21 protein-coding genes are annotated in these 25,112 nt (G+C 42.4%); 10 read left to right on the top strand and 11 right to left on the bottom strand.

Annotated features, from left to right (window positions below; translation table 11 throughout):
* Nucleotides 1–77: 77 nt before the first annotated feature.
* Entirely contained in the window at nt 78–1,094 is a 1,017-nt protein-coding gene (gene rsmC, locus EAE92_RS02895; protein WP_214066978.1) for a 16S rRNA (guanine(1207)-N(2))-methyltransferase RsmC, read from the bottom strand.
* A 128-nt stretch (nt 1,095–1,222) separates the two neighbouring features.
* On the opposite strand from rsmC, the gene EAE92_RS02890 reads away from it, so the two are divergent.
* From EAE92_RS02890 to EAE92_RS02865, 6 genes are all read left to right on the top strand, one after another.
* The gene (locus EAE92_RS02890) at nt 1,223–1,636 is read left to right on the top strand and encodes a DNA polymerase III subunit psi (protein WP_065390063.1); all 414 of its coding nucleotides are present in this window, start codon (nt 1,223–1,225) and stop codon (nt 1,634–1,636) included.
* Complete coding sequence (gene rimI / locus EAE92_RS02885; protein ID WP_214066977.1) at nt 1,605–2,051, top strand: ribosomal protein S18-alanine N-acetyltransferase; 447 nt, start codon at nt 1,605–1,607, stop codon at nt 2,049–2,051. The genes EAE92_RS02890 and rimI overlap by 32 nt, the downstream gene beginning before the upstream one ends.
* A gap of 157 nt (nt 2,052–2,208) precedes the next feature.
* A complete protein-coding gene (prfC, locus tag EAE92_RS02880) occupies nt 2,209–3,798 on the top strand; it encodes a peptide chain release factor 3 (protein ID WP_214066976.1) in 1,590 nt (529 codons plus the stop codon).
* Between the two features lie 315 nt (nt 3,799–4,113).
* The gene (locus EAE92_RS02875; protein WP_036811743.1) at nt 4,114–4,491 is read left to right on the top strand and encodes a BON domain-containing protein; all 378 of its coding nucleotides are present in this window, start codon (nt 4,114–4,116) and stop codon (nt 4,489–4,491) included.
* 211 nt (nt 4,492–4,702) lie between these two features.
* Nucleotides 4,703–5,764 (top strand): patatin-like phospholipase family protein, encoded by a 1,062-nt coding sequence (locus EAE92_RS02870; RefSeq protein ID WP_214066975.1) that lies wholly within the window; start codon nt 4,703–4,705, stop codon nt 5,762–5,764.
* Nucleotides 5,765–5,768: 4 nt separating this feature from the next.
* Nucleotides 5,769–6,542 carry a TatD family hydrolase gene (locus EAE92_RS02865; protein WP_214066974.1) on the top strand — a complete coding sequence of 258 codons (774 nt, stop codon included), beginning with the start codon at nt 5,769–5,771 and terminating at the stop codon, nt 6,540–6,542.
* A gap of 144 nt (nt 6,543–6,686) precedes the next feature.
* On the opposite strand, the gene EAE92_RS02860 is transcribed toward EAE92_RS02865, so the two are convergent.
* The 9 genes from EAE92_RS02860 to EAE92_RS02820 all read right to left on the bottom strand — a co-directional run bounded on the left by EAE92_RS02860 (nt 6,687) and on the right by EAE92_RS02820 (nt 18,900).
* Nucleotides 6,687–7,433, bottom strand: a complete 747-nt coding sequence (locus tag EAE92_RS02860; protein WP_214066973.1) for an SDR family oxidoreductase — start codon at nt 7,431–7,433, stop codon at nt 6,687–6,689.
* Nucleotides 7,434–7,497: 64 nt separating this feature from the next.
* Nucleotides 7,498–7,968, bottom strand: a complete 471-nt coding sequence (locus tag EAE92_RS02855; protein ID WP_036811753.1) for a cupin domain-containing protein — start codon at nt 7,966–7,968, stop codon at nt 7,498–7,500.
* A 56-nt stretch (nt 7,969–8,024) separates the two neighbouring features.
* Nucleotides 8,025–9,749, bottom strand: a complete 1,725-nt coding sequence (locus EAE92_RS02850; RefSeq protein WP_040150428.1) for an FAD-dependent oxidoreductase — start codon at nt 9,747–9,749, stop codon at nt 8,025–8,027.
* 57 nt (nt 9,750–9,806) lie between these two features.
* On the bottom strand, nt 9,807–11,468 hold the full coding sequence (locus EAE92_RS02845) for an FAD-dependent oxidoreductase (protein WP_040150430.1): 1,662 nt from the start codon (nt 11,466–11,468) through the stop codon (nt 9,807–9,809).
* Between the two features lie 40 nt (nt 11,469–11,508).
* On the bottom strand, nt 11,509–12,204 hold the full coding sequence (locus EAE92_RS02840; protein WP_214066972.1) for a methyltransferase domain-containing protein: 696 nt from the start codon (nt 12,202–12,204) through the stop codon (nt 11,509–11,511).
* Nucleotides 12,205–12,231: 27 nt separating this feature from the next.
* Nucleotides 12,232–14,667: an AMP-binding protein gene (locus tag EAE92_RS02835; protein ID WP_052739646.1), complete on the bottom strand. Its 2,436-nt coding sequence runs from the start codon at nt 14,665–14,667 to the stop codon at nt 12,232–12,234.
* A gap of 145 nt (nt 14,668–14,812) precedes the next feature.
* Nucleotides 14,813–15,637, bottom strand: a complete 825-nt coding sequence (locus EAE92_RS02830; protein ID WP_214066971.1) for a class I fructose-bisphosphate aldolase — start codon at nt 15,635–15,637, stop codon at nt 14,813–14,815.
* 9 nt (nt 15,638–15,646) lie between these two features.
* A complete protein-coding gene (locus EAE92_RS02825; protein WP_214066970.1) occupies nt 15,647–16,954 on the bottom strand; it encodes a 3-dehydroquinate synthase II domain-containing protein in 1,308 nt (435 codons plus the stop codon).
* Between the two features lie 428 nt (nt 16,955–17,382).
* Nucleotides 17,383–18,900, bottom strand: coding sequence for an MFS transporter (locus tag EAE92_RS02820; protein WP_246544981.1), 1,518 nt, complete (start codon nt 18,898–18,900; stop codon nt 17,383–17,385).
* 176 nt (nt 18,901–19,076) lie between these two features.
* Here EAE92_RS02820 and EAE92_RS02815 point away from each other — a divergent pair, with 176 nt between their 5' ends.
* On the top strand, nt 19,077–19,970 hold the full coding sequence (locus EAE92_RS02815) for a LysR family transcriptional regulator (RefSeq protein WP_214066968.1): 894 nt from the start codon (nt 19,077–19,079) through the stop codon (nt 19,968–19,970).
* A gap of 25 nt (nt 19,971–19,995) precedes the next feature.
* Here the strand turns inward: EAE92_RS02815 and EAE92_RS02810 are convergent, their stop codons facing one another.
* Nucleotides 19,996–20,652, bottom strand: a complete 657-nt coding sequence (locus EAE92_RS02810) for a phosphohydrolase (RefSeq protein ID WP_214066967.1) — start codon at nt 20,650–20,652, stop codon at nt 19,996–19,998.
* Between the two features lie 497 nt (nt 20,653–21,149).
* On the opposite strand from EAE92_RS02810, the gene EAE92_RS02805 reads away from it, so the two are divergent.
* From EAE92_RS02805 to deoA, 3 genes are all read left to right on the top strand, one after another.
* Nucleotides 21,150–22,415: a NupC/NupG family nucleoside CNT transporter gene (locus EAE92_RS02805; RefSeq protein ID WP_181150245.1), complete on the top strand. Its 1,266-nt coding sequence runs from the start codon at nt 21,150–21,152 to the stop codon at nt 22,413–22,415.
* 462 nt (nt 22,416–22,877) lie between these two features.
* Nucleotides 22,878–23,657 (top strand): deoxyribose-phosphate aldolase, encoded by a 780-nt coding sequence (gene deoC / locus EAE92_RS02800; protein ID WP_214066966.1) that lies wholly within the window; start codon nt 22,878–22,880, stop codon nt 23,655–23,657.
* Between the two features lie 73 nt (nt 23,658–23,730).
* The gene (gene deoA, locus EAE92_RS02795; protein ID WP_214066965.1) at nt 23,731–25,053 is read left to right on the top strand and encodes a thymidine phosphorylase; all 1,323 of its coding nucleotides are present in this window, start codon (nt 23,731–23,733) and stop codon (nt 25,051–25,053) included.
* Nucleotides 25,054–25,112 lie beyond the last annotated feature (59 nt).

Raw genomic sequence — 25,112 nt, 5'->3', positions numbered from 1 at the left:
GCCGTAAAAATCGTCACCCTTCTATTATGTTGTTATCAAAAATAACCTGCCCTTAAATTAAGGACAGGCTGAATCAATTAGAATTTTTTTGTTGCCTGATAAACCTTGAATTTCCCGGTCTGGGCAATGACTTCATGAGTGCCGAAAGTTTTATCCAGTAAATCGGGATAAGGCAGGAAGGCATTGGCGACAATCCGCAATTTTCCTCCGGGTTTTAGGTGGTTGGGAGCTTGGCGGATCAGATCATCAGTGGCCAGTAAACTGGTTTTTAATCCATCATGGAAAGGAGGATTAGAGATAATCCAGTCGAATTTACCTTCAATATTGGAATAAACGTTACTGACAACAACGTGGCCTTCCAGTTTATTAGCTTTTAAGGTCGCTTTACTGGAGGCAATGGCTGCTGCATTAACATCACTGAGAGTAAGCGCTAACTCAGGATTTTTCTTACCCAATACGGCTGCCAGAACACCCGCACCACAGGCGATATCCAGTAAATTGCCAGAGAGAGGTTTGTCAAAGGTTGAAAGCAATAAACGGCTGCCGACATCCAGTTCATCCTGGCTAAATACACCCGGTAACGTATTCACTATGACATTTTCCACCTGATAACTGTTCCACCAGTTATCCTGTTCGAACTGTACTTCATGTTCTAACTGGCCGTAGAACAGGCTGCAACGACGGGCGCTGTCGATTTTTCGAAACGTTGCCATGCCTTCCATCAGTTTGTCTACACTACGTACTCCGCTACGGTTCTCTCCGACAATAAAAATATTGATACCTTTTGGCAAAATAGAGAACAGGCTGCGTAATTGAAAGCGAGCTTCCTGCTTACTTTTAGGCCAGTAGTAGATCAGGGTGTCACAACCCTGGGTAAATGCTTTTTCGGCTACCAGTCCAAACCAGGCATGATCACCGAGAGTGTGGATCAGTGATTGCCAGTGATGATATTGGTTAGTGTGCACTCGCACACTGGCAGCATCAATTTGGGTTGCCAGTGTGTCCTGAATATCACCGGCGAAGAGCAGGTGATGAGAGCTAAGTTGCTCACGGTGACGCAAAATAACTTCACTGGCGGGGGTTAACGCAGACATTTGTCTATAAGCTCCTTTATGTTCTGTGTCCAAATATCAGGAAATAATAAATCTAACACCCAATATTGGCGCAGATCGTGGCCTCTGATAACATATTACCGATTATTTTTTACAGCAGGTGGATAGATATGGTAACCCGGCGCGATAGGTTATTAGCTCAACTGGGAATTACCCAATGGACCTTACGTAACCCGACGGTTTTACAAGGTGAATTAGCTGTTCACTTACCTGATACCACCCGTCTGCTGATTATTACCAATGACCACATTGATTTAACTAATTCATTATTAATAGATATTTTCACCGCTATGGGGTTGGATAAATCCTCTGTTTACTGCATTACAGCAAATAATGTTGCAATGTTACCGGAACAGGTTAAGTGCCCATATTGGTTGTTAGGTGTGGATATTACACTATCATGGCCGGGAATTTCTTTGAGAAGCCCGGCATTAAATGATTTATATTGTGATGGACAGGCAAAACGTTCTCTCTGGCAACAAATTTTTCAACATGAACAACATTTCTCTATTAACTCCCGCTGATCTCCCGTCCGCTTTTCTGGTTGAGAAAGCCAGTCACGCGTTTCCGTGGAGTGAGAAAACATTTTTCAGTAATCAGGGTGAGCGGTATTTGAATTATAAAATAGTGATTAATGAACAACTTATTGGCTTTGCGATAACCCAAGTGGTATTGGATGAAGCAACCCTGTTTAATATCGCTATTCATCCTGACTACCAAGGTAAGGGTTATGGTAAAGGGTTATTAGCGTATTTAATATCAATTCTGCCGGGTAAAGGGGTGAATACCTTATGGCTTGAAGTCAGGCAATCGAATCATTCCGCTATTGGATTGTATGAACAATCAGGGTTTAACCAAGTCTCTGTTCGTAAGCGTTACTATCCTACCGCGACAGGTAAAGAAGATGCCATCATCATGGCGTTGCCGCTGTTTGCTTAAGTAAGCGCTATAAAATTGATTGATTGTTTATAACACCAATTTCAGCGAAAATGAGCGCCAATTTTTCATTCACCCACGGGTTTGGCAACTGTTTTCCTTGCGGGGAAGCGTCTGATGTTGAATACAAGCCCGTATATAAAGCAGAAGATTGTTATTGATGTCAAATTCCCCTTTTCAGCAGGAAGTCGCTAAACGGCGAACTTTTGCTATCATTTCTCACCCTGACGCAGGGAAAACGACGATTACTGAAAAAGTGTTGCTGTTTGGACAGGCGATTCAGAAAGCCGGTACAGTGAAAGGTCGTGGCTCAAACCAGCATGCGAAATCTGACTGGATGGAAATGGAGAAACAGCGTGGTATTTCCATTACCACTTCTGTGATGCAGTTTCCTTATCAAGATTGTCTGGTTAACTTGTTGGATACGCCAGGGCATGAAGATTTCTCCGAAGATACTTATCGTACATTGACGGCGGTTGACTGTTGCTTGATGGTCATTGACGCCGCTAAAGGGGTTGAGGATCGGACACGTAAATTGATGGAAGTGACCCGTCTGCGCGATACCCCGATTCTAACATTCATGAACAAGCTTGACCGCGATATCCGTGATCCAATGGAACTGATGGATGAAGTGGAAAATGAGTTGAAGATCGCTTGTTCTCCGATTACCTGGCCGATTGGGTGCGGTAAGTCTTTTAAAGGGGTTTATCACCTTTATCTTGATGAAACTTACCTGTATCAGACCGGAAAGGGGCATACGATTCAGGAAGTCCGCGCAATTAAGGGGCTGAATAATCCTGAACTGGATGCCGCGATTGGTGAAGATTTGGCTGAACAACTGCGTCAGGAATTGGAACTGGTGCAGGGGGCTTCTCATGAGTTTGATCATGATGCATTTTTGCAAGGTGAACTGACACCGGTATTTTTTGGTACTGCGCTAGGTAACTTCGGTGTTAATCACATGCTGGACGGCTTGGTGAAATGGGCGCCTGCGCCGATGCCGCGTCAGACAGATGTCCGTGAAGTTTCCGCTCAGGAAGATAAATTCACCGGGTTTATTTTTAAGATCCAGGCCAATATGGACCCTAAACATCGTGACCGCGTGGCTTTCTTGCGTGTTGTATCGGGTAAATATGAAAAAGGCATGAAGCTGCATCAGGTAAGAATTAAGAAAGATGTGGTGATTTCTGATGCGCTGACATTTATGGCGGGTGATCGTTCTCATGTGGATCATGCCTATCCGGGAGATATTATCGGTTTGCATAACCACGGGACAATTCAGATTGGTGACACCTTTACACAAGGGGAAGATCTGAAATTTACCGGTATTCCTAACTTTGCTCCAGAATTGTTCCGTCGTATTCGCTTGCGTGATCCTCTGAAACAGAAACAGCTCTTGAAAGGATTGGTTCAATTATCTGAGGAAGGCGCTGTACAGGTATTCCGTCCACTGACAAATAACGATTTGATTGTGGGAGCCGTTGGTATTCTCCAGTTTGATGTCGTTGTGGCCCGTTTAAAAAGCGAATACAACGTTGAAGCTTTATATGAACCGGTAAACGTCTCAACGGCGCGTTGGGTTGAGTGTCATGACGCTAAGAAGCTGGAAGAGTTTAAGCGTAAGAATGAGCAAAATCTGGCGCTCGATGGCGGTGATAACCTGACCTATATTGCCCCAACGATGGTTAACCTAAATCTGACGGGTGAACGTTATCCTGACGTCAATTTCCGTAAGACGCGGGAACATTAATATTTTTAAGGCTAACAATAAGTTAGCCTTTTTCTTTACAAAAATATATGTAACACAAGAATAATTTATAATTTAGTCGGGTAAGATCGGTCTTATTTTATAGCGCTTTGCTTTATTTTCCTGTTACTATTTCCTCGGTCTTTACTGTGTTGATGTGCTTATTTCCCGATTTAGCCTCTCAGCTATTGGGAGCGATAACCTGTTTTTAATTCTAATGTGGATTGCGACTCTTTGTGTAAAGAAGCATTAGTGTAAAGACGGTTTGAATGGCTTTATAGATTCAGAAATCTAACCGGCAATTAAGGAAGGTATAGGATGAAGAATGTTAAATTGGCTCACTTGTTGATGGCTATTGCCTTGGGGACCACCTTGATTAGCAGTAGTGTATTGGCGGAAGAGTCTTTTAAAAATAAAGCGACACAAGCACTCGACAGTGCTGGTCAGAAAATCGATAGCTCAATGAAAAGCATTGATGGTTATATGGGTGATAGTGCTACCACAGCAAAGATTAAAAGTGAGCTGTTGGCGGCAAAAGGTATCAACAGTAGTGATATCTCTATCAAAACAGAGAAGAGGGTCGTTTATATTTCTGGTTTCGTGAACAGTGAGGAACAATCTAGAAAAATTATAGAGATTATCTCTCAAGTGGAAGGGGTCAAATCTATTCAAAACGGTTTGACCATAAAAAAATAATATATTTTATTAATTGAGTGGTTGTTTTCCATTCAAATGATTTTGCTTTGTAGTAACCAGATTTGTAGTAACTGGATTTGTAGTAACTGGATATGCGCCCTCACCAGGGGACTTTTATCAAAATATTGACTATGTAGCACCATAATATAATGACGGATAATAACTTCCCAAGTTATGCTCTCTATCCGTCATTTATTTTCTTGGGGGCTGTGTGGGGAAACGTATACCGATAACTTTGGGGAATATCGATCTATTATCCTATAAATATAAGTCGCATATTAAAACTGGAAAGGTTGCACTGGTTTGTGAAGGTGGAGGGCAACGCGGCATTTTTACTGCGGGTGTGCTGGATGAATTTATGCGCGTTGAGTTTAACCCGTTTGATCTCCTGCTTGGCACTTCGGCAGGCGCTCAGAACCTTTCAGCTTATATTTGTGGACAGCGTGGATATGCCCGGCGGGCCATCAGTCGTTATACAACTAATCCAGCCTTCTTTAACCCTTTGCGTTTTGTACGTGGTGGCCATTTAGTTGATTTAGATTGGTTTGTGCAGACCGCTTTTCAGGACCTGCCATTGGATATCCCGACAGCTTTACGTAAATTCGCAGCTGGATGTGAGTTTTATACTTGTGCATGTCGTGCGGATAATTTTGAACCTGCCTATTTCCAGCCTGATGAGCACAACTGGCTGGAAGTGATTAAGGCATCAAGCGCCATTCCTGGGTTTTATCGCAATGGTGTGACGATCAATGGTGTTGTTTATTATGATGGCGGCATCAGTGACGCGATTCCGGTAGAAGAGGCGTATCGGCGAGGTGCTGATACCATAGTGGTGATCCGCACAGTCCCTTCACAGCTCTATTACACGCCTGATTGGGTGCAACGAATGGAACGTTGGTTGGGAGACAGTGGTCTGCAAAAGATGGTACGGATGCTGCAACAACATGCGAAAAGCTACTACCGCACCCAGAAATTTATTGAAAATCCACCTGATGATGTGCAGATTTTTGAGATCTATCCGCCAGCATCCTTAACGACCAGCGCATTAGGTAGCCGTTTGCCGGCGCTGAATAGGGATTATCACCTTGGACGTCGTTGTGGGCGCTATTTCCTGGAGACAGTTGGTCACTTATTTATTGGTAATAAGTTTAGCCTTGCTAAGGATAACAACGACCGCTTAAGCGATAATATCTTGTGCCAGAACGAAGAAAATAGCCCGTTGGCGTTGCCGACTGATTTATCTGTATTGTCAGAACAGATTGATAACGGATAGTTTGATGTTTATTGATACCCACTGCCATTTTGATTTCCCTCCGTTTTGTGGTGATGAGCTGCGAAGCCTGCGATTGGCGGCACAGGTTGGTGTGGATAAAATTATTGTCCCTTCTATAAGTAGGGCAAATTTGCAACGGGTATCTGAACTGTCTCATTCTTATCCAGCGATTTATGCCGCATTGGGTTTTCATCCTCTTTATATCGATCAACATCAGGAAGCGCATCTTGCGGATCTGGAACAATGTCTGAAACAGAAACACGAAAAGTTGGTCGCGGTTGGGGAGATAGGGCTTGATCTCTATATGGCTGAACCCCAATTTGAAAAGCAGAAAGCGTTGTTATGCGCTCAATTGCGGTTAGCAAAACAGTATGAATTACCGGTTATCCTTCATTCCCGAAAAAGCCATGATCAACTGGCAGCGATCTTAAGAAAAGTCAACCTTCCCCGCACCGGTGTAGTACATGGATTTGCTGGTAGCTTATCGCAGGCGGAGGCTTTTATCCGTTTGGGATATTACATTGGGGTAGGGGGAACCATTACTTATGAAAGAGCGCGGAAAACACGCCGCGTAATGGCTGAACTCCCGTTAGCGTCTCTTGTGTTGGAAACCGATGCCCCGGATATGCCACTTTTCGGCTTTCAGGGAGAACCTAACCGGCCGGAAAGAGTTGCCGGAGTTTTTGCTTCGTTATGTGAGCTTCGTCGCGAATCTCCTGATGAAATTGCTAACCAACTTTATCATAACAGTGTTGAACTATTTGGGTTGGTTATATGATTGAGAGATTAAAAAACGGTACCTCAACCGTGAGATTTAGTTCCCAACATTTGAGGCACCGTTCATTTTCTAAGTCATCTTAAGAAATTTTATCTTGGTATTGCACAAATCAACGATACAGTTATTGGTAAAATCTGCTTTTACTTAAATATTAATCATACCGCCATCGATAATAATGTCAGTTCCCAATAAAAACTTAGATTCATCTGACGCGAGGAATACGGCTACATCTGCGACATCAGCCGGGGTTCCTAGATGTCCAGTTGGAATCATAGCGCTCACTTCCTGATATACACGTTGAGTATTGTTTATCCCTAGTTTGTCGAATGCCGGAGTCATGATTGGTCCGGGGCTAATACTATTAACCCGAATCTGACGATCGACAAATTCCGCAGCCAAGGCACGTCCCATAGCTAATAAAGCCCCCTTACTTGCTGAATAAGTTGCACTTGTGCCGCTTTTACCAATATGACCACTGACTGAACCGGACAAAATGACGGAAGATGGTCTGGCAAGAAGAGGGAGCATAGATTGTAAGAGGAAAAACGGCCCTTTTAAATTAATCGACATCAGGCGATCAAAACCCTCTTCACTTTCTTCTTCTAATTTATGACTCGTCACAATTCCGGCATTCAGGAACAGAGCATCAATCTGCGGCCAACGCTCTCTAATTGTATCCCTTAAGATTACTTGTGATGCCAAAGACCCGGCGTCACTGGGTATAACCCAAACATCCTTACCAAAGAATCTCTGGGCAAAATCTAATGTCTCTGGATTGTTTCCAGTAATTGCAACGTAAGCTCCTTCAGCATGAAATTTTTTTGCCGTTTCGAAACCAATACCGGTTGTTCCTCCGGTAATTAATGTATATTTCCCTGATAATCTAAACATGATTGTTTTATTCCTCTTAGAAAACGCCTACTGTAATAGGCTCTTAATGTATATCCGGCTAAATTCAAAGTTCTTCACGAACTGCAAGACCCAAGTTTTGCAACATGGGGGCATTTTCACATGCAATATAGAGAGCCTCGTCAGTGACACTGCTATTTGTATGTTGATGCCATGCCCACACAGGCACATATATTGCGTCACCGGCTTTCCATGAAATACGTTGTTCGCCAATTAATGAATATCCCTCGCCATTCACGATATAGATTATCGTTTCATAGCTATGTCGGTGTTTACGTGTGGATTCTCCAGGTTGTAATCCTCCTAATGTCATACTCAAAACTTTACTGGGCAAATTAACCATCGCCACTTTATGACGTCTTTCATTTGAGAAATTCAAATCTTGGCTAACGTCGGAATTCAATACATTTTCATGAATTAATTGCGTTGGTTTATCTTCAACTAATTCACCGGGAACTTTATTAAAGTCTCCAGAGGAGAAATAACTCTTTTTCACCATAATTACCTCTGATATCATCTCTTATCCCAAAATTTTTATTTTTTTTACTATTTTGAAATAACGTTAAAATCACTTTATTTTAAAAGTAACTTAGTCATATTTTCCGCCAAGCGTTTATCATGCTCTCTATTATCCCGGCAATACCATGCGATATGTCCATCAGGTCTGACAAGAACACAGGAGTTTTCATCAAAATGACAGCGACCATAAAAATCACCATAAATATCGTCAATTTCCTCGCCAGGGCCAATAATATATGCATTTATTTGGCAAGCATGCTCTTGGTTATATTTTTCTACTGCTGAAATCCATTTCTTCCCCGCTATTCCGGTGAACAATGAAAATTTCCCATGACCAACCAAATTAATTGAGGATATAATTTTTCCCTTTTGGCTTAACCAAACATGTGGAATTCGTGCCCCAGGTGTAAATGTAGAGTGATACATGAAAAATAGATCGTCACTTTTTTCTTCTTCGTTAGAAACTTTTTCTCTCAAAATAGCTGCCGATCTATAGCAATGGTTTAGCTCAGCTCCGTGTCCATTAAGCTCATAGTTCTTTAACCTTAATGCTTTATAAAATCTATTCCTTCTCGCTATACCAATATCATCATCAGTGGAAAGAAATTCTGCGGTAGAAATGGTAGGTTTATCCAACCCCAATGAAAGACTCAGTTCTTGGCTTTCACTTATACTCTGCATTGCTCGGGCAACGACCGCTTTTCCTACTGGAACTCTCTCTTGACTATAAGTTTCTAACAATTCCTGTCCTGCATAGTGTTTGAGAACATAGGCAAGTTTCCAACATAAATTATAAGAATCTTGAATAGAGGTATTCGATCCTAATCCATTATTCGGTGGATGCCGGTGAACAGCATCGCCAACACAAAATATTCGCTGATTAGCATATTCCTCCGCATACATACTATTTACTGTCCAGGTCGATATTGACTTAATATCTATATCCACATCATAATTACCGATAAGTTTTTTAAGAATATTGACCGCATCGTTCTTTGTAATTATGGGCGGTGGTTTAGCGATGTCGTAATTCCACACCCCTAACCACTCTTTCCACGGACGCACCATCCTTAACGCACCCAAGCCAATGCCACCAGAAATAGCCTCGTTATTGAAAATGAGAAATAATGCTCCGGGCCGATGAGAAACTAAAGCAGATAGATCAGCGTCAAAGAAAATATTTATACAGCCAGCGAGGTTCAATTCGCCTTTCATCGGTAATTGTGCATCGGAACAAACTTTACTTCTGGCGCCGTCAGCTCCAATAAGATATTTAGCCCGTATTTGATACTCCCGCTTTTCTAAACGATCAAAAGCCGTTACCGTAATCCCCTGTTTATCTTGTGTGGCTTGTATATATTCTGATGAAAATTTAACGTGTGCTCCATTTTTAATAGCACGGCCAATCAATATCGGCTCAAGGTAAGTTTGCGGTATATCACAGATACTAAATGGGCTTGCTATTTTATAGTCACTCAAACGTTCTGGATGCGCTCCCCATGATTTTATTCTGGCAATTTCGTTTCCTGCTAACGTCTCGCAGAATATACTATTGCCCATCACCTCATTTAGTACCGAACTCGCCATTAATTCATCACCAACGCCAAACTCCGATAATATTTCTATTGTTCTCTGATTTGTTATATGCGCACGAGGTGTATTAGCCAACCACCGATGTTTAGTGATGACCATTGTATTAATCCCATAAGTACTCAAAAATAAAGCTGCTGCGGAGCCAGAAGGACCGCTACCTACGATAAGAACATCTGTCTCAATCATAATATTGTGTTCCGTATTTAATTCATGTTAATACCCATATCCCCGGAAAATTATCTCTTACTTACCTATAATCTTATCCAGTATTGAACCTATATTGTTCGGCACCTTATCGCCTTTCCAGGCGATATATTGGTCAGGACGTACCAAAAGGAGCCTTGCTTGATATAATTGCCAGGCATCATTACCGGAAAGATCAATAATTTTGATCGGAATTTTACGTTGATATGCCTGATCTAATAGTTCGGATATCGCTGGAAAATAAGTCCCTACCCGAAGTAAGCTAAAGCCAGTGCCTAAAATATCGAATAGCGATATTCTTGTTCCAGGAACAGGTGTGAGCCACAGGTGCGGCAATCGGCCTCCTGGCACATGACTTGGCTGATAATGAATAAAGTCATCATCCGGTATTGGCGCGCTATTAATAATATGAGGAGAATGGTCATATCGGGCGCCAAGTTCAACACCGATAGAAGAAAATTGACTGCGGAATGTATTCAGCTCAATCCCCATTTTTTTACGGGCCAAATTCCCAGCGGAATCTGCATTTTCTAGATTTGCCGGTATGGATAATGATGAAACCCGCTGCGTTAAAAAACGTGCGGCAGCGGTATTTCTCAGCGCAATTGGACGGCGCTCGCTTTCATAAGAATCCATTAACGCATTACCTGACCAACCTTTGAGAGACGCAGCAATTTTCCAGGCTAAATTACTCGTATCATCGATTCCAGTATTCATGCCAAAACCGCCGGTAGGAGAAAATAGATGAGCGGAGTCGCCCGCCAAATATATTTTGCCGTCAGAAAATCTTTCAGCGACAAGGGCAACGCCACCTTTCCATACCGAATTACTCAGAACGGATACTTCAATATCTGAGCCTATTCCTGCCTGAGCTATGCGAATTAATTCCGACTCATTGATAGCCTTTCCATGTTCACTCTGAGTCATCAGTAAAAAATCATCTTTGCCATCCAGACTGATAAATAACATTCTCAACATGGGGGAGATAATATTATACATCCAAGATTCTTTGCCTTTTAATATCCCTTGGTGAAGCTCAGGGATACGGATATAGCTGGATATCATGCCGCCAGTCAGAAAACCTATTTTGGCTTCAACCGTTCCTTCATAGGCGATACCAAGCTTGGAACGAACAAAACTTTGCCCACCATCACAGCCAATCATATAACTGGTGTGCCAGATTTCATCGGAATGTTTTCCCTTAATACACTCCGCATAAAGTTTTACTTGATCTTTAAACTGAATAAAATCTTTAACGCGCCAGCCATATCTCATGGTGATATTTGGACGACTACGGGCATGCTGTAGTAAAAACTTTTCGACATACATTTGATTGACTCGCATCAATGGTTCTGGAACCGGATCGGTCGAAATAGCATGTTTGAGTCTGGATATTTTCTGCATTCCCGACGGCATATTGATACGGGCGAGTTCCCATCGATTAAGCCGGGTAAAATATGATATATCCAGAGGAAACTCTTTTGGCAATCCTAATGCCCGAATAGACTGAGATATCCCTAAGCGACGATAATGTTCCATCGTGCGAGCATTATGGGTATTACCCTTAGGGCGCCATCGAGTTTCCTCATCTAAATTAAAAATAACGGAACGAATACCGTATAAATCCAGAAATAAAGCCAGCATTAAGCCAACGGGTCCGCCGCCGACGATGGCTACTGGTGATTCATTTTCTAAAGTCAAAATTAACCCTCCTTAACCATGACCCGTGGTAATAAACTGTTTAGATTAAAGATGTTAGCTGGAAGATTTTATATATCTGGGCATTTTCACCTTTTCCTTTTTCCTCATATAAAACAACATAGTTGTAGCCATGCTCCGAGAGTAACTCACTAAATGCGGCTTCATTGCCCAGGCTGCTAAACCCGATGAGTATCTTTCCCTGAGGATTAAGATATTTTCTTGCATCCTGAAGGAAACGTTTATGAGTTATATATCCCGGATCGTAAAATGCGTGATAAATTTCTTCTTTAAAAGTGTAATTTTCAGGAACAAACAAAAAATTAGAGTTCCAGAAAATAATATCAAAACTTTCACCGTCTTTTAATATGTCAAATAAATCTCCATGCCTGACAGAAATTAAATTATTTACCCGATGCCGGGTCACATTAAATAAGGTGTTTTTCACTGCTTCCTCACTAATATCAGAAGCAACAACGGGATAACATCCTTCTAGCGCTGCTGTAATAGCGGTTACTCCCGCACCACAGCCTAATTCTAAAAAAGAGCTATTTCGCACATAAGGAATATGCCGGGTAAAAATACCGGTGGACTGAAAATGAGTGGGTGGAAACACATTTTTATGAATATTAAATAGCCTTCCCATACATTCAAACTCAGAAATACCGGAGGATTCAGCAAGAGTCAGTTTTTGTTTTATAGCGGCGATAACCGGTTTTTCATAAAGATCTTCATTCACTGTAATTTACCTTCTTTATTATTAATGTTAATTAGTGGGTATATAGCGAGTGATTGCTAGAATTCCTTTTGGAATTTCTCTACTTGTTTTATATTTCTCAAGAATATTGGGCAGAAGATCCCTTAATCTGCGTTTCAAAACTTTACCGGTTACGCCAAGGGGAATCTGATCGAAACTGTTAACAACAATAACAATATATTCTCCAATAGAGTTCTCTATTCCATTCTTTTCCTGCATGAGTTGAAGAATTTTTTCTGCAACAATATCGACATCCTCAGTTAATTTCTTACTCAATAGAATCAAGGCAAGTAATGTTATTTTTCCATTTTCAGCATAAGGTAAATTTAATCCTATAATTGTTGCATCATATACACTTTCGATTGTCTGTATCGTCTCTTCCAGTTGAAGGGTATACAGCGAGCCGTCAGGGGTATGAACAACATCAACCACACGATCAATTTGATAAAAAACATTGTCTTTGCAATATCCGATATCTCCGGTCAAGAAATATCCATTTCGCCATGTATCAGCGGTTTTTTGGTTCTGTTTCCAATAGCCAGAAGTAATTGTTGGTGAACACACCGCGAGCGCTCCGACACTTCCCTGCGGCATTTCATCACCGGAAGCCATGTCCACTATTTTGGCCGTAACGATATCAACAGGACGCCCAATTGAACGAGACGGTGCAATTCGATCAGCCGTGGATACACTTTGAAACAGAGCCATACCAAGCTCCGAACTGCCAAACGCATCGATAAAACGCGCACCCGGCGAACCCGCCAGTAAACGGCTAATGTGACTCTGATGGGCGGCATCCCCCATGCTAAACCAGCGCCGTATTGACGGGAATTCAGCATACGATACCTCGCGTTCCAGCAAAGAAACGTAGCTTTTGGGAAATGCAACAACCGTCGTAGGCGAAAAATCTTTTATCGCTTTTCTTACCGATTCCCCTTCCTGGCTACTGAGGACATAAGTTGGGAGACCATGCAATATAGCCGTTTCAAGATGGCTGATAGCAGAGGAGTGCGACTGCGGCAAAACGGTCAGCAAACGCTCATCTGGTGATTCGACAAAACGCCCAAGTCTTGCGCGTTTTCCCATAAAAAATTGACGATGTTCAAATTTTACCGCTTTAGGAACGCCTGTCGTACCAGAAGTATGGCTCAACATCAGTAATGTTGTATCCACGGGAATATACGGCCACCAAGAAGGCAAATTATATTCCACCTCGGTATTGAAATTTGAAACATTGAGAATTTCACATATATCACCGGCATTCCGTAAACTCTTTATCAGTGAATTATGATTAAGAGAAGATTCATCGGTGACGAGTTTATTAAAACCGTTCTCTTTGATATAAGAGATGCCAATATCTGACGGCATCGCCGGATTAATTAACGCGATTGTAGCGCCGATACTCGTGATTGCAATGTAATGCAGAAATGGACCAATTCCATCTTGCACACAAACAGCAACGACATCCCCGGTTTTAATCCCATTAGCCAAATACCAACCCGCAAGCTCACGTCTAATACTTGCCAAGGTATCCAGGCTGAATTGTTGGATATTACGTTGACTGGCAATGGTTATAGGTTTATCTGTAAAAATAAAATCCACAGTCGGGGTACTACTTAGCGATAAACAGCGGTCAAGAAAATTACCGCTACCTAACATGTTATCATTACGCAAACAGACTAAATCACGTTCAGATAAAAGGGTCGTTACGTTCGAATTTACCCCGACGCTACTTTGATATATCTCATTTAGCATCGCCATCCGAGAATGTATTACTGCTTCACCAAAAGCCATAACTTCTGCCTTGCCGTGAGGATTTCCTGCAATCATGCGATCAATAATTTTCCTCATTACTATGGCATGCTCTTCATCCTCCTCAACATGGATTTTGAAGAAATGCAATGCGTCATCAGGCGCTTTCATTGCTCGTAATGCATCTAAAACTGGACCATAAATTAAAGGTACGATTGCCTCAGCGCCTAAGCACAGAGCAGCGAGTCCCCTTAAAGAATTATCACTTCGGCAGTGCTCAAACATAATATTAATCAATTGCTGAGTACTTTTAAGAATTGGATAACTTTTAGGAACCGCATTAATCGCCGCCATCGCCTTTTTATATAACTCTACGTGAGATATCTTTGCAGCATCGGTTCCTGTTAGCTCTTCCAGCAAATTATGAGAAAGGAGCGTAAAATCATTTTGATCAACTAAGTTTCCCATCAGCGAGCACAGATATCGGGTGAAATATTGTGAATAGTACTGGTGCTGGATCATGAATTTTCTGAGTAAATTCTGGCTGGCTTTCCCGGAGCGGCAAGTCACCAAAAATACATTGGTATTAATTTCTTCCAATAGCTCTTTAGAAAAAATGTCTTCCCATAATGGTGATAAAGAATAACCTGTTTCTTTTTTAGGTTCGTTTTGAGTATTGATAGCGAGTTCCATGATAAACCCTTTTAGTCATATTCAACTGCATGAAATCTATGATATATAGGCTTTTATTAAGCCAAAGATATTGACTCTGAATTTATACCCGTCATCTTTCAAGTTGCCTCTTTGTTGGCTGCACTCGCTCACCCCGGTCACATAGTTATCTATGCTCCCGGGGATTCGCTCCCTTGCCGTCGCGATCCATCTTGAAATCCATTGGGTATATACATTCATATAAATGGTGAAGCAGGGATTGTGGGTTGAGATTTTGAAAAATATTTCTGCCAACACATAATCCGCAAGCTCCGGCCGAAATAGCCGCTTTGGTACTATTAATCAGTATTTCGTCAGACGTTTTTTCTCCCCCGGCGAAGAAAATTTTAATATCAGAACCATGAAGGTCCACGATTTCTGTAATAGCGGACTCCGAGTCAGGGAAACCTATTTTTATTGCGTCAGATCCCAGTTCTGTGACAATTCTTATCAGATGGTGAAGCCTTTCCATCTTTATTTCTGACGATTCGGAAACAACTTTATCATATAGCATTGTGAGTACAGGCAGCCCGGCTTCATGCGCGATGTCTGTGACAGATCCTAATACAGATAAATTGTGTTCGAAATTTGTTTCAGTGAAATTTACCTGTATAGAAACGGCATCGACACCAAGTTGGAGAGCAGCCTCTATACTCGCCACTAATATTTTCGTGTCCGGTGATTCTGATATTGTTGGCATGCCGCTCATATGAAGAATAATACCTGTTGAAGGGCGTAACATTCCACGCAGAATGAGCTTTTCCAATATCCCTTTATGGGCCAAAACAGCGCTCACATAGTTGCTATTGATCCACGACTCAACCGCATAGACACTTTGTAAACCAGAGATAGGCCCCATAGTTAACCCATGATCAATCGGCACTATTAATCCTCGGTTTGATTTGGGAAATAACAATCTGCTTTCTCGTAATTTTCTTCCGACGTATCCCATAATCATCACCTACTTTTCAATAATAGATTCGTTAATTTTAATGCCAACATGACGACCAGGCTCTGTAATATAACCAAGCACCTTGTCTCCAGGTTTAAGTTCAGAGATGTTTAAAGGTTTTGCTTCGCTAGAGAAAATTCTCACATGCCAATCATCTTGCATCAAAACATTCACCCGTTTTTTCCCTGGAAACTCTGCTTCAATTAACCGAAGAGGGCGTTGCTCTATTTTTACGCGGCCAACCGTTATATGCCGTACTTCCCCCTTTGAGTTGACTGCCATTACCGATGAGCCGGCTTTTAACTCGCTCATATAATCGGTTCGGTTATTGAAGTTATATACATAGGAGTGTATCGCTCCGGCATTAATACGGAATGGTCTCAGTTCCATATAGGGCAGAAAGAATACTTCCGGGCAGCACAATAGGGCGCCTTGGGAGGTACTGCCTACCAGCATGCCTTCGTTCTCGCTGAATAATGTGGATGTATCGATACAAGCTCGATATCCCATACCGACAGGGCGACTTTCTGTAATGATTCCGACTTGTAGTTGCAGTGATTCTTTTTTGTTATATGATAAACGATCGATAAAGTCGCTCATAACATCATGTTTATTGGGTGAGAAAATAACGCCTTCAGCGCCATATTCCATAACACCATAAGAGACTATTGCATCATCGACATCATCAGGATGACTAATTTCTTTTAATAAAATAGTCCCGGTAGATTGTAATGATGCAATGACCAGCTCAAGAGGAATATTTGTTGGATCACGGAAAAGAATCCAAAGAAAATTGAATTCCATTCCTTCATTGATTGTTTTAAGCAGACTATCTTGATCATCAACATAACTTTCATAGCAAGTCGCAATAGACTCTGCTTTAAGTTTCTTCAAAGTAGCTATATCATTGGAGCAAATACATTTATTTGAGTTGGTATCAGAAGATTTAAATAAAGCGAAATGCTCGCTCTCTTTAAATTTATTTAGCTCTTCATGGGTTTTCACTTTCAGAACTATTTGCATTCTTTTGGGTATTGCATTAATGAAAGTTGAAATATTATTTGGATATAAAACTATACCACTATAAAGAGAATTTATGACCCTGATGAAAATAGTATCGTCTGGCCTCTGGGCTGACAATTTTGCAGTATCAAACCAAATGACCGGTCCATTTAAATCTTCACGCTTAGAATTGTACTCTTTGCCTGGACTGCTTAATCTTATAGACGCTCTTTTGGCAATCATTTCAGGCGTTTCAAAATTTCCAGACGCGATACTCACTGCCTCCTTTGGTACGCTAACGATATTTTTGCTCATATTAAAAATCCCTCGTAAAATATAATATAATTTCTTCAATTGGTAATTTTTTTAATAAATGGTAATAAATTGTTATCATATCTTCGGTTTTTTTCATGTCGATAAACACCCAAATTTTAAATTTTTATTTAATAATGTCATAAAGGTGTGTAATTATATTCTCCTGAATGTGTTGTTTGTTATTTTTCCAATGTGGGAAAGTGTGTGGGAAAAATTCACTCTGTTTTCAAGGGTAATAGATAATGTCGGCATTTCTCCTGATGATAAAAGAAAGTTTCTCAAGTTATAGAATAATGAATATTCAGCAATTTTATTATTATCAATTATTTTGGTTTTATCACTATTCGCTTTCATTCTGTAAAAAAGCGATCATTCATTAATATACTCAGCGAATAGAAAAACCATTTACGGTGAATCAACTCTTTTTTCTATTTACTTTCACTGTGGGATTTTACTTTACCCAATAAAATAAACACTAACATTGCGGTAATTGCCGCCGCTACGGCAAGTGCAATGAATTGATATCGAAATGCTTCTTCGTATACCTTATGGAGCAATGATTTATCTAATGAAGGGAAAATGGCGACAGCATTACTTAAATCGCTCATTGCAAGCCGTGTGGATATTTCAGATAAAATATCAGCCGGAATATTGCTTAATGTACTTAACCCCGAAGATATACGAGCAGAGAGAACAGCCCCTACCACCGCTAAGGCGATACCATCTCCGGCTAAACGGACAGCATTGAAAATCCCAGTCGCCATACCCGCTCGTTCTTTAGGTACGACACTCACCGCCAAACCGTCCATCAATCCCCAAGGCAGGCCAATCCCGATGCCGATAACCAACATTGGCCATAATCTTTCAGCCGTCGTATCGCCAGAAATCCCATAACCTAACCAGAATAAGCCGCCAGCAGCGATGATAAGTCCCATACCTGAAATGATGCCGACATTAATCCAGCGAGCTAATTGACCGGCGATAAAGGGGACTATTAGCAAGGGTGCGGACAAGGTAATCATCATTTGGCCCGCTTCGAATGCGCTGTACCCTTCGACACCAATAAAACGTGCCGGCAATATAACGAGCAAGACAACATAAGCATACGCTGGCGCGATGGCGAGAAGCTGCACACCGACAAAGCGGGCATTGGCAAATAACGAGAGATCTAACATGGGCCTTGAACGTTGTCGTTCAATAATAATAAATATGATGAAAATAATAACGGAACAGATCAGTGTCGCAAGCACCGTACTGTCTCCCCATCCTTTTTCGGGAGCCAGAATGATCCCATAAGTGAAGGCCGCTAAAGATGAGGTAAATGTTATCGCGCCGGGCCAATCTAACCCTTCTGCGTCGGGATCGCGTGTTTCTCGTGCATAAATACTCACTAATATACTGGCGACTAATGCCACTAAAGCAGGCAGCCAAAAAACCCAAGGCCATCCTAACGAATCAATAAGCAGCCCGGCCAAAAAAGGACCAAAAGCCGCTCCAGCCCCAAATGTTGTGCCAATCAGGCTGAAAATGCGTGTACGTTGATGGCCCTCAAATTCCTGAGTCAACGCTGCCATTGAACCGGCAAAGGCCGCCGCCGCTCCCAATCCCTGTATGAGCCGTAAAATATCAACCCAAAAAACGGATGGCATATAAGGTATCGCCGCAGTAACAACAGCAAAGAGAAATAAACCGAATAGCCAGAGTTTCTTGCGTCCATGAGTATCGGCTAAACTACCCGCAGCCATTGTCGCACTGCCGTAAGTAAGAATGTAAGCGTTAATTACCCAACTGAGTTCCACCGCGCTTCCACCAAGGGCTTTGTTGATCGAAGGCACCACGACGGCAGGTCCTGCGATGCTCAAAGGAATCACAGCGGCGGTAAGACAGGCAGTCAAGACCAGCGGCGCTTTATTTGCGCTTGATCCAATATTTATTTGAGATTTCATCACCATTTCGATTTTCTGCCCTGAGTACGTATGGCTTGTCGCTGTATAGCAGCTAGAGCAAGATGTATTTTATTTCATACTACAGATTCACTAATGGCAGATAAATAGGCCTATAATCATTTCTGAAGTGACTATTTTGTCATTAATCGTGATGTAAAAAAGCCCAGGAAACCCAGATGAATAGTTTGAGTAGATTCATGATTTTCATTCGTGTAGCCGAAGCTCGTAGCTTCACCGCCGTAGCCAATCAACTTGGGCTATCCCCTTCGTCCATCAGTAAAAGCATCTCCCGGTTAGAAGAGAAGTTAGGTGTACGCTTGCTCCAACGCAGCACTCGTAGCGTCAGTTTAACGACAGAAGGCACTCTATTCCTTGAACGTTGCAAACGCATCTTGGACGAAATCACCTCGGCGGAAAACGAATTATTGAGTTCTATCTCTGCGCCTCAAGGCCGTTTGCGGGTGAGTCTGCCGCTAGTCAGCAGCTTGATGCTACCTGTATTGTCAGCCTTTACTATGCGTTATCCACAAATAGAATTAGATTTGGACTTTAGTGATCGACTTGTGGATGTCATTGATGAAGGGTTTGATGCCGTGGTGCGAACAGGAGAACTCAATGATTCACGACTGATGAACAAACGTATCGGATCTAGCCGTTTTTTATACGTTGGCGCTCCCAGTTACTTTGCACAATATGGTAAGCCATCACAACCTAAAGATTTACTCCATCATGCATGCTTGATGCACCGGTTTCCAACAACCAATCTTTTGGAAAAATGGCCGCTATGCTTAGGAGCATCCGGGGTAGATATACATCTTCAAGCAAAGATGACCTGCAATCATGTCGAAACACTACTTTACATGACACTTCAAGGTCACGGCATCGCCTGTTTGCCTGATTTTACCGTTAAACAAGCATTAGCCAACGGTACATTGTTGGCCGTGTTGGATAAATGGTCTGATACTTCGAGTACTTTCCGTGTCCTATGGCCATCTAACCGCTGGGTACTCCCCAAAGTCAAAGCTTTTGTCGATTTCATGGCAGATAACTTATTCACACAAGGGCGATAGAAATATTGATTAAAAAATTAATCCATTAAATCAAATCGCCTTTAATTTCGCTTGAGAGTTTGCTCAAAAAATCAACCAGATATTGGGCATTCGATTGTGCGATCTTCTTGCCTTCGGTGGTGTTCATCTTTTCAGGGAGCTTCAATAGTTTTGTCTGAAAATGATCGATTGCATAGGATTTATCATCCAACGGGCGATTAAATGCAAAAGGATCATCATGGTGAAAAAGCCCGTGGCCGAGCATACCTGCTACATAAAATACTCTGGCGAGTCCGATGGCTCCTAGCGCATCTAATCGGTCTGCATCTTGGAGTATCTTCGCTTCTATTGTTTCTGGAGTTAAGGCTGCGCTATAGCTATGGGTTAGAATGGCATGTTTTACCGCATCATAAAGTTCTTTTGGGAACTCTGGAAATTCAGTAGACAGAATTCTGGCGGCTTCCTGTGCTGCCAGTTTTGAAGATTGTTTTTTCTCTGGATGATTCTTTGGTAATGACACGATGTCATGTAAGTAACTTGAGGCAATGATAATTAAAGGCTCACCGCCCTCTTTCTCCATGATTCTTTTCGCATTATTTGCGACACGGATCAGATGCCCAATATCATGAGCATTATCATTAGAGTTTGCGAGTCGCTGTTTTAAAAACGCTCTCAAGCGCTCTTCTAAAATAGTAACTTTCATTATTTTCACTTACCTAAAGATATTGAATTAATTGTTTTTATACAACCGTTTGATTGTTATTCAAAAAAATAAATTGTTATCTCTATAGAAGAATCACTCGTAATTTAAATATGGGCTTCTTTTCTTAGATTTATCTTGAAACATTGCTGTGTCTGCTTATCTATGGATGTGAATATATATGGCAGAGTTGTTGTCTGCGGCTCATAACGACTATACTTTAATTGCGCTTACCTGATAATTATTTCTTAATTGTCGATTATTTTGCCATTCCGAGATTAGATTATCTATTGCAGATTATTTTTGTAATTTATGTGACTTGTATCACATTTATAATTTTTTTATTGCTTTTTCCAGTAGATATTTGTGATGTCAATAGCTTGTTCATTCCGATGACTGAGTATAATCAGCGCCGACTCATCGTCAGTGAATGATTTACGTTCAACTGGCATATTTAATTTATTATTAAGTGAACAGGGATTCTTCCAATGCAACTCCTTATGAGCCTGGTCGGGATGGCAGTGCTGATCTTGATCGCAGTACTCTTTTCCAGTAATTATCGTGCTATTAAACTTCGTACTGTCCTTGGCGCCTTTTTGATTCAGGTCGCTATCGGTGCTTTCGTACTTTATGTTCCCGCAGGTAAGAAGATATTAATAGGGATGTCTGAGGGAGTTTCCAGTGTTATCCAGTATGGTCAGAAAGGAATGGATTTTATTTTTGGTGGATTAGTTTCCCCCAAAATGTTTGAACTGTTTGGTGGCGGGGGATTTGTTTTCGCCCTGCGTGTACTGCCTATTATTGTTTTCTTCTCTTCATTGATCGCTGTGTTGTACTACATTGGCGTTATGCAGCTAGTTATCAAAATATTGGGCGGTGGTCTGCAAAAAATTCTCGGCACTTCACGTACAGAATCTTTGTCTGCGACAGCCAATATTTTCGTGGGCCAAACTGAGGCGCCGCTGGTTGTTCGCCCTTATATTGCTACCATGACTCAATCTGAACTGTTTGCGGTAATGTGTGGTGGTCTGGCATCCGTTGCAGGCTCGGTATTGGCGGGTTATGCATCAATGGGTGTTCCTTTGGAATATCTGATTGCGGCTTCCTTTATGGCGGCGCCAGGCGGCCTGTTGTTCGCTAAATTGATGGTGCCTGAAACTGAAAAAACATCTGATACCGTTGATGCAATGTCTCTGGTTTCGGAAGAGGAACGTCCTGCTAACATCATCGATGCTGCCGCCTCTGGCGCCGCTTCTGGTATGCAATTGGCATTGAACGTCGGTGCAATGTTGTTGGCGTTTGTGGCCCTGATTGCATTGTTAAATGGTATTCTCGGTGGTATCGGTGGTTTGTTTAAATATCCACAACTTTCTCTTGAACTGATGTTGGGTTGGATTTGTGCGCCGATTGCTTACCTGATTGGTGTTCCGTGGAATGAAGCAACCGTTGCGGGTTCTTTCATCGGTCAAAAACTGGTTGTGAACGAATTTGTTGCCTTTATGAATTTCGGTGAATATTTGAAACCGGATGATGTGGTTGCGGCTGCTGGCTTGCAGGTGCTGTCAGATCACACCAAAGCGATTATCTCCTTCGCATTGTGTGGTTTCGCTAACCTTTCTTCCGTTGCTATCCTGCTTGGTGGTCTGGGCGGTATGGCGCCGAACCGTCGCGGTGATGTCGCTCGTTTGGGGATGAAAGCCATTATAGCGGGTACACTCTCCAACTTAATGAGTGCAACGATTGCAGGTTTCTTCCTGGCTCTGTAACGTTGTTGAAATAGGCAGGTGGGATAATCCCGCCTGCAATCTATTTTCCTACCGGTTTATCCTTAATTCGTGAGTTATATTTTTTGTCGTGTATTATTTGATGATAAGCAAGTTGGATTTGCCGGTAAATCCCATGATAAACATAGTTTAATGTGATAAAAATCACATTTGAAATTATTATCTTGCAAATTACATGTAATTAGTGTGATTTTTGGCACAATTTTTTGAACGTTGAAATGTTCAAATATAAGATATGCCAAATTTCAAGGAGTCAAGGCGAGGCTCGCATTAAGGACCATAAGCCGAAGAGAGCATAGTGCGGTGAAAAGGAGTTCAATCGTCGCTGTAGGCATACCATCGCGACATCTTTATGGAACCAAGTCCGCTCGCCAACAAACAATCGTTTAACAGCATGTGTGGCTCTAGCAAAAGCTAGCCGCGATAATAACGTTGGAGAGTTTTATGACCGATTTAACCGCAGCAGCGCAGCGTGCGCTGAGTTTGATGGATTTAACGACACTCAATGATAATGATACCGATGAAAAAGTGACGGCGCTTTGCCATCAGGCGAAAAGCCCGGTGGGTAATACCGCGGCTATCTGTATTTATCCTCGTTTTATTCCTTTGGCGCGTAAGGTATTACGTGAACAGGGCACACCTGAAATCCGCATTGCAACAGTGACAAACTTCCCACACGGTAATGACGATATTGATATCGCTTTAGCCGAAACCCAAGCGGCTATCGCTTATGGCGCTGATGAAGTCGATGTGGTTTTCCCATACCGTGCATTGATGGCCGGTAATGAACAAGTCGGTTTTGACATGGTAAAAGCGTGTAAAGCCGCCTGCGCAAAAGCGGGTGTGTTGCTAAAAGTTATTATTGAAACCGGTGAGCTGAAAGAAGCATCCCTGATCCGTAAGGCGTCTGAAATTTCAATCAACGCGGGTGCTGATTTTATCAAAACGTCTACGGGTAAAGTGCCGGTTAACGCCACTCTGGCAAGCGCTGAAATCATGATGAAGGTGATTCATGAGATGGGCGTGGGTGAAACAGTTGGTTTCAAACCGGCTGGTGGCGTGCGTACTGCGGAAGAGGCTGCACAATATCTGGCATTAGCTGATCATATTATGGGTGAAAAATGGGCTGATGCCCGTCATTTCCGGTTTGGGGCTTCCAGCTTGTTGGGCAGTTTGCTAACCACTCTGGGGCATCAGAATCAAGAGCAAAGCAGTAATTACTGAGAATCGTGTACTGCGTCGGTTGGTGTGTAACCGCTGAATTTTTCCCGATTTTGACAATGATTAGGAGAATGCTTTGTTTCTGGCACAGGAAATTATCCGTAAAAAACGTGATGGGTATCCACTGAGTGAAGAAGAGATCCGCTTCTTCATCAATGGCGTGCGTGACAATACCGTTTCCGAAGGACAAATTGCCGCGTTGGCGATGGTTATCCACTTTCAGGATATGGTGAAGGAAGAACGTATCGCCCTGACGCTGGCTATGCGTGACTCCGGTACCGTGTTGAACTGGCAAAGTCTGAATCTGAACGGCCCGATTGTAGATAAACATTCGACCGGCGGTGTTGGTGATGTGACCTCTCTGATGCTTGGCCCGATGGTGGCGGCCTGCGGCGGTTATGTTCCGATGATTTCCGGCCGTGGTTTAGGCCATACCGGGGGAACGCTGGACAAGCTGGAAGCGATTCCGGGGTTTGATATTTTTCCTGATGAGCGGCGTTTTCGTAACATTGTTCAGGATATTGGCGTGGCGATTATCGGCCAGACTAATTCATTGGCGCCGGCAGATAAACGCTTCTATGCAACTCGCGATATTACCGCGACGGTGGATTCTATTCCCTTGATCACCGCCTCTATCCTTGGCAAAAAACTGGCTGAGGGTCTGGACGCACTGGTAATGGATGTCAAAGTTGGCTCTGGTGCGTTTATGTCAACGTATGAAGCGTCACAGCAACTGGCGGAATCAATTGTTAGCGTGGCTAACGGCGCGGGTTGTAAAACTACCGCGCTGTTGACGGATATGAATCAGGTTCTGGCATCCAGCGCGGGTAATGCGCTTGAAGTTCGTGAAGCTGTTCGATTTCTAACGGGGGAAAATCGCAATCCACGTTTACTCGAAGTGACAATGGCGCTAGGTGTTGAAATGTTGGTATCCGGTCATTTGGCAACAGGCCGTGAAGACGCTCGCAATAAACTCCAGTCTGTCTTAGATAACGGTAAAGCAGCCGAAATCTTTGGCCGCATGGTCGCGGCACAACAAGGCCCGACCGATTTCGTCGCGCGTTACGACAGCTACTTGCCAACCGCTGTTTTCACTAAACCCGTATTGGCTGAACAGCATGGATTTATTACGTCTATGGATACTCGTGCTTTAGGGATGTCAGTAGTTTCCCTTGGCGGAGGGCGCCGTAAAGCCGCAGATCCCATTAATTACAGCGTGGGGCTGAGTAATATTGTTGCTCTGGGTTCAGAAGTTAATGTAGGTACACCCTTAGCTATTATTCATGCCAACAATGAGAGTGAATGGCAGGAAGCGGCAGAGGCAGTACGTAAAGCTATCATTCTGGGTACAGAAGCCAAACCAGCCACACCGATGGTTTATCGCCAAATCGGCGAATAATAACCATACTTATTATTAGAAAATGGTGGCATTTTCGCATTGTTAGCGTGATTTGACGC

It is taken from the genome of Photorhabdus hainanensis, assembly GCF_018448965.1.
GTDB lineage: Bacteria > Pseudomonadota > Gammaproteobacteria > Enterobacterales > Enterobacteriaceae > Photorhabdus > Photorhabdus akhurstii.
This window is presented reverse-complemented; position numbering and strand designations above follow the sequence as displayed.